Origin of the sequence: Flavobacterium sp. (assembly GCF_003525665.1) — a bacterium.
Taxonomy (GTDB): Bacteria; Bacteroidota; Bacteroidia; order Flavobacteriales; family Flavobacteriaceae; genus Flavobacterium.
Genome location: NZ_DQDX01000028.1, coordinates 789 through 14312 on the forward strand (window position 1 = coordinate 789; position 13524 = coordinate 14312).

The 13524-nt window shown below is 30.0% G+C and carries 14 protein-coding genes and 1 pseudogene; all 15 read left to right on the top strand.

The features are described from left to right. Positions 1 to 135 precede the first annotated feature (135 nt). Positions 136 to 1128: a glycosyltransferase family 2 protein gene (locus DIU01_RS01760; RefSeq protein ID WP_367221636.1), complete on the top strand. Its 993-nt coding sequence runs from the start codon at positions 136 to 138 to the stop codon at positions 1126 to 1128. Then, positions 1097 to 2305, top strand: coding sequence for a hypothetical protein (locus DIU01_RS01765; protein WP_290831544.1), 1209 nt, complete (start codon positions 1097 to 1099; stop codon positions 2303 to 2305). The genes DIU01_RS01760 and DIU01_RS01765 overlap by 32 nt, the downstream gene beginning before the upstream one ends. Then, positions 2305 to 3288 (top strand): glycosyltransferase family 2 protein, encoded by a 984-nt coding sequence (locus tag DIU01_RS01770; protein ID WP_290831545.1) that lies wholly within the window; start codon positions 2305 to 2307, stop codon positions 3286 to 3288. Before DIU01_RS01765 ends, DIU01_RS01770 begins: the two co-directional genes overlap by 1 nt. A gap of 63 nt (positions 3289 to 3351) precedes the next feature. Then, positions 3352 to 4044 carry an FkbM family methyltransferase gene (locus DIU01_RS01775; protein ID WP_290831546.1) on the top strand — a complete coding sequence of 231 codons (693 nt, stop codon included), beginning with the start codon at positions 3352 to 3354 and terminating at the stop codon, positions 4042 to 4044. Positions 4045 to 4099: 55 nt separating this feature from the next. Next, positions 4100 to 5050, top strand: a complete 951-nt coding sequence (locus tag DIU01_RS01780) for a glycosyltransferase family A protein (RefSeq protein WP_290831547.1) — start codon at positions 4100 to 4102, stop codon at positions 5048 to 5050. After that, on the top strand, positions 5047 to 5958 hold the full coding sequence (locus tag DIU01_RS01785) for a glycosyltransferase family 2 protein (protein WP_290831548.1): 912 nt from the start codon (positions 5047 to 5049) through the stop codon (positions 5956 to 5958). The genes DIU01_RS01780 and DIU01_RS01785 overlap by 4 nt, the downstream gene beginning before the upstream one ends. Further along, complete coding sequence (locus DIU01_RS01790) at positions 5948 to 6613, top strand: acylneuraminate cytidylyltransferase family protein (RefSeq protein ID WP_290831549.1); 666 nt, start codon at positions 5948 to 5950, stop codon at positions 6611 to 6613. Before DIU01_RS01785 ends, DIU01_RS01790 begins: the two co-directional genes overlap by 11 nt. 114 nt (positions 6614 to 6727) lie before the next feature. Then, on the top strand, positions 6728 to 7768 hold the full coding sequence (locus tag DIU01_RS01795; protein ID WP_290831550.1) for an N-acetylneuraminate synthase family protein: 1041 nt from the start codon (positions 6728 to 6730) through the stop codon (positions 7766 to 7768). Between the two features lies 1 nt (position 7769). Next, positions 7770 to 8894, top strand: coding sequence for a UDP-N-acetylglucosamine 2-epimerase (gene neuC / locus DIU01_RS01800; RefSeq protein ID WP_290831579.1), 1125 nt, complete (start codon positions 7770 to 7772; stop codon positions 8892 to 8894). Next, positions 8894 to 9799: an alpha-1,2-fucosyltransferase gene (locus DIU01_RS01805; protein WP_290831551.1), complete on the top strand. Its 906-nt coding sequence runs from the start codon at positions 8894 to 8896 to the stop codon at positions 9797 to 9799. Before neuC ends, DIU01_RS01805 begins: the two co-directional genes overlap by 1 nt. Continuing rightward, positions 9796 to 9948, top strand: coding sequence for a hypothetical protein (locus DIU01_RS01810; protein WP_290831552.1), 153 nt, complete (start codon positions 9796 to 9798; stop codon positions 9946 to 9948). The genes DIU01_RS01805 and DIU01_RS01810 overlap by 4 nt, the downstream gene beginning before the upstream one ends. Next, positions 9942 to 10862 carry a polysaccharide deacetylase family protein gene (locus tag DIU01_RS01815; protein ID WP_290831553.1) on the top strand — a complete coding sequence of 307 codons (921 nt, stop codon included), beginning with the start codon at positions 9942 to 9944 and terminating at the stop codon, positions 10860 to 10862. The genes DIU01_RS01810 and DIU01_RS01815 overlap by 7 nt, the downstream gene beginning before the upstream one ends. Next, on the top strand, positions 10863 to 11699 hold the full coding sequence (locus DIU01_RS01820) for a hypothetical protein (protein WP_290831554.1): 837 nt from the start codon (positions 10863 to 10865) through the stop codon (positions 11697 to 11699). A gap of 5 nt (positions 11700 to 11704) precedes the next feature. Then, on the top strand, positions 11705 to 13096 hold the full coding sequence (locus DIU01_RS01825; protein WP_290831555.1) for a hypothetical protein: 1392 nt from the start codon (positions 11705 to 11707) through the stop codon (positions 13094 to 13096). Then, positions 13087 to 13524: pseudogene (locus tag DIU01_RS01830) on the top strand (group 1 glycosyl transferase); the annotation flags it as partial. The gene DIU01_RS01825 and the pseudogene DIU01_RS01830, both read left to right, overlap by 10 nt.

A 13524-nucleotide genomic window follows, 5' to 3' on the forward strand; every position in this document is an offset into this window, starting at 1 on the left:
TGGAATGATTGATAACTTTTTAAATACGATTGAATTAGAAAAAAGAAGCAACATAAAAATCAGAAATAAAATTGATTTTAAAATTGGTAATTTTATTTTAAAACCATTACGTTTAATAAAATCTATATTTAGATAATGGCCAAGCCTAAAGTTTCTATCATCATGGCAACCTACAACAGAGCAAATTTTATTGCCGAAACGTTGGCAGCTATTCAAAGCCAAACATTTGCAGATTGGGAATGTTTAATTATTGATGATGGCGGAACTGATAATACTAAAGAAATTATTGCTCCAATTATTGAAAAGGACAATCGTTTTAAATTTTATTCACGTCCTGGTAATTATCACAAAGGTCCATCAGGTTGTAGAAATTATGGATTAGATCTAGCAAAGGGTGTTTTTATTAGTTTCTTTGACGATGATGATATTCCGCATCCGCAAAACTTAGAAATTTGTATAGATGAATTAACAAAAAATAAGAATATCTATTTCTGTAGATACGAAAGAAATGTTTTTTTTGAAGATTTTCATTATAATTTTGATCTCTCCAAAACCTATACACAATTTCCTATAGTCAAAAAAGACGTTCTCAAAATGTTAACTAATGAATTACAAATAATAACCACCTCTGTAATGTGGAAGAAGGAATGTTTTAAAGAAAATCATTTTGCCTCAAACATATTTTATGGAGAGGAATGGGAACTTTATGCGCGAATTGTTTCAGCTGGATTTAATGGAATTACAATTAGCAAAGTGTTATTTTATGCTAGAAAACATACTAATTCACTTACCGGTGAATATTTAAATAATAATTCATTACATAGAAGTTCCTATGCAGATGCAATGGAATTAGCAGTGAAAAATTTGCAAAAGAAAAATTTATTAAATTATTTTATAACCCGATATTTTATAGTTGTTTCCTATAATTTTGGAGAGTACAATTTGTTTAACCGAATTTTAAAAGCGCTAAAACTGTCATTTTTAAAAGAAATACAATGGCGTATCTTTTACTTTTCATTAAAAATTCGATTGCCAATTAATCGTTTAAGAGCCAAACGTAAAAGAAATAAATTAACTAAAAAATATAAACTTCAAGATGAAATTTCTAGTAATAGCGCAAGATCTTAGAACATCAGGAACAAGCGAAGGTATTGTTTCAAGGTCGTTTATTGCCAAATTAAGAAAATCGTATCCAGAAGCGATTATTGATGTGGTGTATCTAAAAACTTATGCAAGTGAAGCACATCTTCATTTATTACCTGTAAATTCTATCGAAGAACATATTGTAAATATTAAAATTCCGTTATTAACGAAATGGTTAAATAAATTTTATTGGCGTTTATTTCATGAATCATTACAAAATAAATACATCCAAAAATGTTATGCAAACTACATTTCTAAACTAGATTACACTGCATACGATCAGGTTTTTATTAGAAGTGCAGGTTTAGATTATGAAATAATTTTGGCTTGTAAAGATTTGCCTATTCTTAAAAAAGCTATTATCAATTTTCACGATCCCTATCCGTTATTTTGGTATCCTGGTGGAAAACAAAAGTTAACTACCTTAGAACTTTTTAAAATTAAAGAAATGTATGACGTGGTTTCTCAAGCAAAAGCATGCATCAGTCCTTCTACTTTATTGTCCAATGATTTGGCTTTTTTGTTTGGATTTAGAAAAAAGTTTTATACCATTCCACATCAATACAGTGCACAAGTTTTTGATTTTTCCGACAACAGTCATTCACTAAAGAAAAATAAAAAAACACTAATTTCCTATCAAGGTGCTTTAATGTTTGGACGTAACATTGATGTTGTTTTGGAAGCCTATTTCAATTTAGTTAAAAGCAACAAAGTAATTCAAGAAAACTCCGAGTTTGTCATTAGAATTCATGGTGATGGCTTTGTTAGATTATTTGAAAAATACAAGGATGATGAAAACATCAAAGTGCTACATTGCTTAAATTTTTCTAATTCAAGTTACGAGCAAGTGAACGAAGCATCAATAAATATTATTCTAGAGAATGGTCCTTTTTACAGTAATACATTAGTTGGTAAAGCACCATTTTTAGCCGCTATTGGTAAACCAATATTGGTAATTGCGCCACAACTAAGCGAATTGCGACAACATGTTAAAGACCAACAGTATATTGCTAGTTACGATAATCCTCAAGAAGTGCAACAAAAACTAGAAAATCTAATAAACACTAGTTTGGTTTCTACCGAAACTGTTGCTCCTTTTGGAGATTATTTTGGAGATGAAAATTTTAAAATAAAGCTTGAAACTATTTTTACAAATAAGTAATGGAAAACAAAGCTACTCTTTCAAATTTAAAAAATACAAACTCACCTTTAGTAAGCGTTTGTATGATTACGTATGGACACGAAAAATACATTGAAGAAGCGATAAATAGTGTGTTGATGCAGGAATGCAATTTTGAATTTGAATTGATAATTTCAAACGATTGTTCTCCAGACAAAACCGATTTTGTAATTCAAACTATTTTAAAGACGCATCCTAAAGCACATTGTATTAAATATTTTAATCAACAAAAGAATTTAGGAATGATGCCAAATTCTATTTTCGTTTTAGAGAAGAGTCAAGGAGATTATATTGCTGTCTGTGAAGGTGATGATTTCTGGACTGATAAATTAAAACTCCAAAAGCAAGTAGATTTTTTTAAAAAAAATAAGCAATGTTCTTTATGTTTTCATAATGCAACAATTTATGACGAATTCACCAATCAATCAAAAATGTTTGTTCAAGAGTACCATAAAAAATTTTATACCGGAACCGATATTTTAGAAAGATGGTTGATTCCATCTGCAAGTATGATGTTTGTAAATGTTCTAAAAGAAAAAAAACTTCCTCATTTTTTTGCAACTGCAATGCACGGCGATTTAGCACTGCAGCTTATTTTATTTGAATATGGAACTTTTGGATTGATTAATGAAAATATGTGTACTTATAGATTAAATGAAAGTAGCGCAACACGTACTCTTTTTTATAAATTAGAATATAAATATGCACATATCGCTCAGTTAAAAGAGATGAAAACTTATTTTAAAGGAAAATATAATAGATTTTTTGACCAATCTATTATAAATCAATACCGAAATATAATAAGTCATTATAAAACAACCTATTTAAGACGGCAGTCCTTCATTTTGTTAAAAATGATGACATTTGAGCTTTTAGCAATAAAAAAATACCATAAAGAAATATGGGAGTCGTTTAAAATATTTATTCATAATGTTTTAGACAGAGTTAACGGCCGAACTACTTAACTTAGTTGGATTGAAGAAAGATAAATTTTATTGAAATCATTGTTGAAAAAATAAAAGTAAAAAATGCTAGAAAAAATTAAGGAAATAATCAGGCGGAAAATTTATAAAAGATATAATATCAGTTTTTCACAAGGTGGTGGTGACGATATTCAACTTTATAAACTTTTAAAAGCAACAAATCCTGGAGTTTATGTAGATATTGGATGTTGGCATCCCGTTAAAGCATCAAATACTTATTACTTTAATTTACGAGGATGGAAAGGAATCTGCATTGATCCAAATCCAGAATTAAAAAAAATGTTTGATTTTTTTAGACCTCAAGATATTTTTGTTAACTGTGGTGTTGGATTAAATGAAGGAAAACTTTCTTACTATCAAATGAATGATACTTACAGTGCAATGAATACATTGAATCATGCTTTTCTTGAAAAACATAATTTAGAATCGCATGTAAAGAAAGTTACCGATATTCCAATTTACAACCTAAAAACTATTTTGGATAATAATATCAAGAATGGCGATAGGCTGGATTTTTTCGATATAGATGTAGAAGGTTTAGATCTGGAAGTTTTAAAATCAAACGACTGGATTAAATACAGACCAAAGGTTATTCTTGTTGAAAGCAGTGTCTCAATTCAGCATGATATTATATCAGAAATTGTAAATTATTTACAGAGCGAAGATTATAGATTGGTGGCAAAATCTGTAATATATGGAGATTTAGGAAATCTTTTTTTAATGGATAACAAACAATAATTCTTTCAATATGAGAATAGGAATGAATCCTCAAAAAGAGGAACGGAAAATTACTATGACAACTCATCATAGAATTGTACTTGTTGTTTACATTCCAAATGAACAAGGATTTTATGAAAAATCTCTAGCTGTTTTTAAAACATGTCTAGACTCGATAATTTCTACAATAAATTCCAAAGCGGCGATAACAGTAGTCAATAATGGTTCTTTTGAAAAAGTGTCTACTCTTTTGGATATATATTTAAAAGAAAAAAAAATTGATACGTTGGTTTCGCACAATACAAATATCGGTAAAATTGATGCGCAAATTGGTGCAGCAAGAGCATCAAGAGAACAATACATTACACTAACAGATGCTGATATTTTATTTGTAAATGGATGGCAAGAAAAAGTAGAAGAAGTTTTTGCTTCGTTTAAAAATGTAGGATCTGTTTCGCCAATTCCTGTTAGAACAGGTGTTTTTGCTGGTACAAGTTCTGTTTTAAAGCAAATTTTACTTAAAAAAATAAAGTTTTACTATAGAGCAATACCTGAAAATTTTGTTAATTATAATAGATTTTTAGAAAGTATAAATTGGGATTTAGATACAAATGAAAATAATAAATGGCCAGTTGTTGAAAGTAATGGATGCAAGGGAATTGTAGGTAGTGCGCATCAAGTATTGACTATCGATCGTGATATTCTATTTACTACATCACCTTCAAATCCTTCTCTAACTCTTGTAGGTGGTAATTCTGAACATAATTATGTTGATGTTCCAATTGATATGTCTGGAAAACTGCGATTATCAACTTTCAATAATTTCGCCTATCATATGGGGAACAATGTAGAAGATTGGATGTTAACTGTAAATGAGAATAATCTCAAAAAAGAAAATTTTAAAAGTGTCGTGTTAACATCTACTTTATCCACGGATTTATTTAATTCAAAATTGAAGAATAGATTTTATACTTTAAAAAAGAAGATAATAAAAAAACTATTTTCAATATTCTACAAAAGTAAATGAGTTGTACTTTCTCCATCTTATTAACCACCAAAAACAGACTACAAGATTTAATTTTTACATTAGATAAAATCAGCTATTTAATAGAAAGACAAGATGTAGAATGCATCATTTGTGACGATGGTTCTACAGATGGAACTTTTGATTACATCAAAGAAAATTATCCGAAAATTATAGTTTTTAGAAACGAAATTTCCAAAGGTTTGATATTCAGTAGAAATCTATTATTAGGAAAAACTACAGCAAAATATGCCATTTCGCTAGACGATGATGCTCATTTTTTATCAGACAATCCATTAGAAGCAATAGAAAACTATTTTTTAGAAAATTCAAATTGTGGTGTAGTAAGTTTTAGGATTTTTTGGGGTAAAAATAATCCAACTTCTACGAAAACTTTAGACAATCCGCAACGTGTAAAAGGATTTGTAGGTTGTGGTCATGCCTGGAAAATGGAATCATGGAAATCAATTCCAAATTATCCCGATTGGTTTATTTTTTATGGCGAAGAAGATTTTGCAGCCTATCAATTGTTTAAAAAAAATATTGAGATTCATTATCTTCCATCGGTTTTAGTGCATCATAGAGTTGATGTTTTAGCTAGGAAAAACAATCAAGATTATCAATTGCGATTGCGAAGAAGTTTCCGTTCGGGTTGGTATCTGTATTTTATGTTTTATCCGTTTTCGGTTATTCCTAAAAAGTTGTTGTATACTTTGTGGATTCAAATAAAAACAAAAACATTCAAAGGTGATTTTAAAGCAACACTCGGAATTATTCAAGCATTATTTGATGTTATTTTTAATTTTCCTAAATTGCTAAAACAAAGCAACCGATTGACAAAAAATGAATATCAAGCGTTATTAAAATTACCGCCAACACAACTTTATTGGAAACCCGAAGATGAAAAGTAGAACAATAGCAATAATTCCAGCGCGTGGTGGATCGAAACGATTGCCCAATAAAAACATTCTTTTGTTGGGTGACTATCCGTTGTTGGTGCACAGCATTTTATTTGCGAAAGCCAATACTGAAATTATTGATGAAATTTATGTTTCTACCGATGACGAAAGAATTAAAGCAATTGCACTTAAATTTGGAGCAAAAGTAATTGATAGACCAGAAGCAATTTCAGGCGATTTAGAACCAACAATTACAATACTTCAACACGTTTTACAAGTGATTAACGAAGACGTTGCGAATGTAATTTTATTGCAACCAACGAATCCGTTGCGACCAGAAAATCTATTGAAACAATGCTTTGAGAAATTTGTAGAAAGCAATTCTGATAGTTTATTTACCGTTTCGAAAAACCATCATAAATTAGGTAAGATTAGTAACGATAAATTTGTTCCTTTCAATTATGAAATCGGTCAGCGAAGCCAAGATTTAGAGCCACTTTATTATGAAAACGGATTGCTTTACATTTCAAAAGCCAAAGCAATTCTTGACAATAAAATAATTACCGAAAATGCATTTCCTTACCTAGTAAATCATATTTTTGCCAATGTTGATATCGATACAAAAGATGATTTCGATTATGCAGAATATCTTTGCAATAAGCCATAAAGTTTAAAAAAAGTGTGCAAATTGTAAATGTGATTTTCAATTTGCACACTTTAAGAGTTTTAACTGAATAAAATACTGATTTACAATTATTTATATTAATCTAAGATTATTTTCATGAACCCATACATAGAAATCGCAGGAAGAAAAATTGGACCCGATTTTCCGCCTTTAGTTATTGCCGAAATTGGTATTAATCATGAAGGTTCGCTAGCTGTTGCCAAGCAAATGGTTGACGCTGCAAAACGCGCTGGAGTTGAGGTTGTAAAACATCAAACGCATATTGTTGAAGACGAAATGAGTGGCGCAGCCAAAAAAGTAATTCCGGGTAATGCCGACGTTTCTATTTATGAAATCATGGAACGTTGCTCACTAAACGAAGCCGACGAATTGGAACTAAAAAACTACGTAGAAAGCATCGGAATGATTTTTATTTCAACGCCTTTTTCTCGTGCTGCTGCCGAAAGATTAAAGAAATTTGATATTCCGGCGTACAAAATTGGTTCGGGTGAATGCAATAATTATCCGCTTCTAGAACACATTTGTAGTTTTGGAAAACCTGTAATTTTAAGCACCGGAATGAATACGATTGAAAGTGTCGCAAAGGCAGTTGCTATTTTTGATAAACACCATATTCCACTTGCGTTATTGCATACAACCAATTTATATCCAACGCCAATTCATTTGGTTCGATTTGGCGCGATGACGCAGTTGCACGAAGCTTTTCCTGATAAGGTTTTTGGATTGTCCGATCATACCTTAAATAATAATGCTTGTCTTGGTGCTGTTGCTCTTGGTGCTAGTATTTTAGAACGTCATTTCACCGATCACATGCAACGAACTGGTCCAGATATCGTGTGCAGTATGGACGAAAAAGCTACAGAAGAATTGATTATTTCGTCAAATGAAATGTGGCAAATGCGTGGCGGAACCAAAGAACCAGCCAAAGAAGAACAAGTAACTATCGATTTTGCATTTGCAACCGTTTGTAGTATTGCCAAAATCGAAAAAGGTGAGAAATTGCCCAAAGAAAACATCTGGGTAAAACGTCCAGGAACTGGAAAAATTCTAGCCGAACATTTTAACGATTTAATCGGAAAAACGGCGCTTCGCGATATAGAAAATGACGAACAATTAGATTTTTCTGATTTTGAATAAGATAAAAAAAATACTATTTCTTACAGGTACACGAGCCGATTTTGGTAAAATAAAATCATTGATTTCAATTGTTGATGAAAATCCAAATTTTGAGGTTCATGTGTTTGTAACTGGTATGCATTTGCAAAAAGAATACGGATATACGTTGATAGAAATTGAACGCTGTAATTTCAAAAACGTACATACTTTCGAAAATCATACCCACGAAACCACAATGGATTTGACACTTGCCAAAACTATTGAAGGATTGTCTGCTTATTGCAAAAATGTGCAACCCGATTTAATAATTGTTCATGGTGATAGAGTAGAAACATTAGCTGGAGCCATTGTTGGTTCGTTAAATAATATTTTGGTGGCACATATTGAAGGTGGCGAATTATCTGGAACGGTCGATGAATTGATTCGACATAGTGTTTCTAAATTGAGCCATATTCATTTTGTATCTAATAATGAAGCGGCTAAAAGATTGGTTCAAATGGGTGAAATGGAAACCTCAATTTTCACCATTGGTTCGCCCGATATTGATATTATGTTTTCTAATGATTTACCTGATATTCAAATTGTTAAAAAATACTATGAAATTGATTTTGACGACTTTGCCATCGTACTTTTTCATCCGGTTACAACCGAAGCCAATGATATGAAAAAGTATGCCGAAAATTTTGTTGCAGCGTTAGAAAATGATACTCATAATTATGTAGTTATTTATCCCAACAACGATTTAGGAAGTCAGTTTATTATTGATGAATATTTGAAACTAAAGGAAAATATGCGTTTTAGAATTTTTCCATCCTTGCGTTTCGAATATTTTTTGACCTTACTTAAAAATGCACAGTTCATCATTGGAAACAGTAGCGCCGGAATTAGAGAAGCGCCTTATTATGGAATTCCGATAATAAATATTGGATCACGTCAACAAAATAGAGCTGTTCATGCCGACATTATAAATGTAGATTATTCAACAGAAGGTATTTTAGATGCTTTAAAAACCATAGATTTACACAAAGTTCAAAGCATACAGTCTAATTTTGGAGATGGAAATAGTACACAGTTATTTGTAAAGGCCATTGAAAATAAGGATATTTGGAAGATTAATCATCAAAAGCAATTTAGAGACTCGATCTAATGATTACATATTCAAATCTTGGAAAGAAAGGAAATCTAGGCAATCAGTTGTTTCAAATTGCTTCAACAATTGGTATAGCCGAAAAAAATCAGCAAGAATATTGTTTTCCATTTTGGGAGTATTCTGAATATTTTGAGTTTCAATTTAAAGAATGTTCTTCTGTCGAAAATTGGACTTCTTTAAGAGAAAAAGCTTTTAATTACTATGATTGGGAAGTTTCACATGGTAATTTTGATTTAAACGGATGGTTGCAATCAGAGCGCTATTTTTCTCAATCTATAAATAAAAATTTATTCCAATTTAAGTCAGATTTTGAAATTGGACTTTTAGATAAGTACCACTATTTATTTGCTAGAAAGACCATTTTAGTTACTGTTCGAAGAGGTGATTTTGTAAATAATCCCAATTATTTTCAACTTTCTTATAAATTTTATTTAACAGCTTTATTGCATCAATTTAACAATCTTCAGGAATATAATATTATTTTTACGAGCGATTCAATATCCTATTGTAAAAAGCATTTTTCATTTTTGCCAAATGTTTTTTTTCTCGAAAATTTAAAACCAATTGAGCAATTGTGTTTGGGTTCTAAATTTGATCATTACATCGTTAGTAATTCCACTTTTTCATGGTGGATGGCTTGGTTAGGAGAAAAGAAGGAGACCAAAATAATAAGACCAATGAAAATTTTTGATGGAGAATATTCAAAAAAAAATGATGAGTCTGATTATTTTCCAAAAAGATGGATTGAGCACAATGAAAATGAATTTAAATTAGAAAATCGGTATTGGAAACTTAAAGTTTATGGATATTTCTATGCACTTCAATCCAAAATACAATACGATTTAAAGCGACAGAAAAAAATTATAAAAAACAAGATTAAGGATATTATAGGTTACAAATGAAAAAACTAGGAATTGTAATTACCGATGGCGTTGGTTTTAGAAACTTTATTTTAAGCGATTTTTTAGTTGAGGCTGAAAAAACATTTGATGCGTTGTTGGTTTTTTTTGACTGGCTTTTTATAAATTTAAACGTCATTATACCATGCTAAATGTTTGTAATTATCACTATATCAGAGAAAACTTTGAAAGTAAATTTCCTAGTATATTTGGTGTTACTCCATTATTTTTTGAAAAACAATTAAAAGCAATTAGAAATATTGGAGATTTTATTACTCCAGCTCAATTAGTTGATGATGGCGAAAGTATCCTCAACTCAAACGATACTTATTATTTAGTTTCATTTGATGATGGATTAAAAGAGCAAATAGAAATCGCGGTTCCAATTCTAGAAGATTTAAATTTACAGGCCATTTTTTTTGCCAATTCCATCAATAGAAATGAGCAAAAGGTCAGTGTAGTTCATAAAATTCATTTACTGCGCTCCATTATTTCTTCAAAGGAAATGTTTAAAAAGATGGATTTTTCAACTAAAATTGCACTATCGGAAAGTGATAAAAAAGAGGCAATCATAACCTATCGATTTGACGATAAAGAAAGCGCCATTTTAAAATATGTGTTGAATTTCAAATTAAATTTCAAAGATCAAGAGTTAATTATTGGAAGTATATTTAAAGAATACTTTGATGAAAATGAAGTTCTTGATAATTTGTACATGACAGAAAAAGATTTAGAGTATTTAGCCAAAAAAGGTTGTTTGGGAAGTCATACACATAGCCATTATCCACTAGGATTATTGGCGGATGAGAATATTAAATTTGAACTACAGTATTCGAAAAAGTATTTGGAAGAATTAGCTAGTACAAACATTAAGTTAGTTTCTTATCCTTATGGAACGCCAGAAACTGCTACTGAAACAGTTGCTGAAATTGCGTGTGATTTGGGATATAAATTTGGCTTTACCACAACTAAAGGAACTAATAGTAACACGAGTAATAGATTACTTTTAAATAGATTTGATTGTAATGATTTAATTGGAGGGAAAAATTATAGAAAAAAGATATAAATGATTAATTATAAAATTGCGGAAAAGTCAGACTGGGAAATGTTGTCTGTTTTTTATAAAAAAGCTTATAGAGAACACCACCCTTTACAAAATCAAGAGTTTTGGAACTGGCAATATGGGAATGAGAATTTTGGAAGAGCAATCATAGGTGTTTATGAAGATGAAATTATAGCTCATTTAGGTGTAATGCTTTTTGAAGATTATATTTTTAGTTTAAATTTATTTGTTGATAGTAGACATAGAAATGGTGATGAATTTTTTAAATTAGTAGAAATTGCCAATCAATTTAGGAGGCAACATATAGGAGTTGCAGTTAATCAAAATGCTTTTCCATTATTTCGCATGATGAAATGGTATCACTATGTAAATTTGGAACGACGATTAAAAGTACATCCCGATTTTCCAGATAATAATATTCAAAAATTACTAGAGCCAGTTCCATTTTTTTCTAATTTTGATAAACCTATTGGACATTTTTGGGAGCAACCAAATTTAAAATCAATAAAATTAGATGATGGTTCTACCGCAATTATTCAAAATGAAGTGGGAGGAATTCGCTTTGTAGAAATTAAAAATGTAAAAAAAGCTACTCAGCAAGTTTTTGAAATGGGATTTAAGTGGTGTGATTTTGTAACTTCATTCAATAATCCTATTTTAATGAAATTAGAAATGAATAATTGGAAAACAGAAAATGAATTAGAAATTCCTTGGCTTTTAAATCCTTTAGAATATGGTAGTAAATCTAATTTATCATTTCTTTCAAAAAATGCATTAGACATAAATTTTTATATCAATAGAATGCATTCGGACCTAGGTAGAATTGGAAGTATAAAATAAAAAAAATGAAGAATTTAGGAGTTGTAATTACTGATGGTGTAGGTTTTAGAAACTTTATTTTGACAGATTTTATTAAAGAAGCTAAAGCAAATTTTGATAAAGTCACTATTTTTTCTTGTCTGCCAAAATTTGTTTACGAAGGCTATATAGTAGATTGTGAAATTATTGAACTAGAAGTTTTTAATGAAAATTTTGTGACATGGTTTTTAAGAAAATCAAAAGAAGTAGCTCACTTGCAGTTGCATCGACCTACTAATTTTGGAATTCAAGATGGATTTAATACAAATAATTCTAAAGCGCATACAACTCGTGGTTATGCAACTCGATTGATAACCAAATTCACCGCTTTTTTCAACTCAGAAAAATGGATTCTTCGTTATAATTATTGGCAACAAAAATCTTTTAAAAATAATAAAATCACTAGTGATTATTCCAACTTATTAATAGAAAATGATATAGCAATGTTATTTTTCACACATCAAAGACCGCCATTTATTGCGCCTTTGCTTTTTGCCGCAGAGCAGTTAAAGATAAAAACGGCTGCGTTCATTTTTAGTTGGGATAATTTGGCATCCAAAGGTAGAATGGCAGGAAATTTTGATAATTATCTTGTTTGGAGTAGTTTAATGAAGGACGAGTTGTTGCAATTTTATACTTCAGTTAATGGTAAAAATGTAGAAGTAGTTGGAACACCTCAATTTGAGCCTTTCGTCATGGAAAATTTTGGATATGATAAAAATCACTTGATTTCAAAATTTAATTTAGATATAACTAAACCGATAATTTTATTTACTTGCAATGATTCTAGTAGCAAAAATGATCCATTATATCTGGAAATATTAGCACAATTTATCATCGACAAAAAACTTGTTAAAGATGTAAATTTAATTGTTAGAACATCGCCTGTTGAAGAGCCAGAACGATTTAAGTCAATTATGGATAAGCATCCATTTATAAAATGGAATTTTCCTGACTGGAAAGTCAAAAGAGATAATCATCAAGAAAATTGGACTCAAAGAGTTCCATCAAAAAGTGATTTAGATGATTTAAAATCCTTATTAGAACACTGTGATTTAAACATTAATGTTTTGTCTACTATAACATTGGATTCCTTTATTTTTAATAAGCCAGTTATAAATCCAGTTTTTGGTAATGAGGATAATGGAATGTTCAATGACCAAAAATTTTTAAAATATGAACATCTTTCTAAATTAGTAGATTCAAATGCAAGCTGGATTGTTAAAAATGAAGAAGAATATTTGACTGCGATAAACAAAATTCTGAAAAATGAAGACGATAAGGAAGATGCTAGAGTGCAGTTTAATCAACTTCAAATAGGAAAGCCACTTAACGGGACAAGTAAACGAATAGCTGAAACTTTACTAAAATGGATGTAAAAGCCAAGAAAATAGCCGTTTTATGTGATTATGAATTACTACCGACAAGAGTTGGCGGAATGGACTATTTCTTTTGGTTATTCGATAAAAAATGCAAAGAAAATAGTATTGAGGTTGAGTGGTTTTTTCCAAATAAAGCAGTGCATGGCGACTATTCAAAACTTCAAATTATTGAAAGTAACTATGAAAACGTAGCTCATTTTTTTACCGATTATATCTTAAAAAATCAAGTAAATTATTCAACTATTATAACTCATTTTGTTGAAGTTTGTTCTCCAATTTTTAGAAAAATGAAGCAAATTTCAACTGCTAAAATTATAGTTGTCGACCACAATCCGAGACCAATTGCTGGTTATTCCTTTAGAAAAAAACTAGAAAAAAAAGTAAAGGGATTCTTATATTCAAAATATATTGATTTGTTTGTTGGA

Coding starts and splice junctions, on each gene's coding strand:
- DIU01_RS01760 (WP_367221636.1), top strand. CDS start 136: ATGGCCAAGCCTAAAGTTTCTATCATCATGGCAACCTACAACAGAGCA.
- DIU01_RS01765 (WP_290831544.1), top strand. CDS start 1,097: ATGAAATTTCTAGTAATAGCGCAAGATCTTAGAACATCAGGAACAAGC.
- DIU01_RS01770 (WP_290831545.1), top strand. CDS start 2,305: ATGGAAAACAAAGCTACTCTTTCAAATTTAAAAAATACAAACTCACCT.
- DIU01_RS01775 (WP_290831546.1), top strand. CDS start 3,352: ATGCTAGAAAAAATTAAGGAAATAATCAGGCGGAAAATTTATAAAAGA.
- DIU01_RS01780 (WP_290831547.1), top strand. CDS start 4,100: ATGACAACTCATCATAGAATTGTACTTGTTGTTTACATTCCAAATGAA.
- DIU01_RS01785 (WP_290831548.1), top strand. CDS start 5,047: ATGAGTTGTACTTTCTCCATCTTATTAACCACCAAAAACAGACTACAA.
- DIU01_RS01790 (WP_290831549.1), top strand. CDS start 5,948: ATGAAAAGTAGAACAATAGCAATAATTCCAGCGCGTGGTGGATCGAAA.
- DIU01_RS01795 (WP_290831550.1), top strand. CDS start 6,728: ATGAACCCATACATAGAAATCGCAGGAAGAAAAATTGGACCCGATTTT.
- DIU01_RS01805 (WP_290831551.1), top strand. CDS start 8,894: ATGATTACATATTCAAATCTTGGAAAGAAAGGAAATCTAGGCAATCAG.
- DIU01_RS01810 (WP_290831552.1), top strand. CDS start 9,796: ATGAAAAAACTAGGAATTGTAATTACCGATGGCGTTGGTTTTAGAAAC.
- DIU01_RS01815 (WP_290831553.1), top strand. CDS start 9,942: ATGCTAAATGTTTGTAATTATCACTATATCAGAGAAAACTTTGAAAGT.
- DIU01_RS01820 (WP_290831554.1), top strand. CDS start 10,863: ATGATTAATTATAAAATTGCGGAAAAGTCAGACTGGGAAATGTTGTCT.
- DIU01_RS01825 (WP_290831555.1), top strand. CDS start 11,705: ATGAAGAATTTAGGAGTTGTAATTACTGATGGTGTAGGTTTTAGAAAC.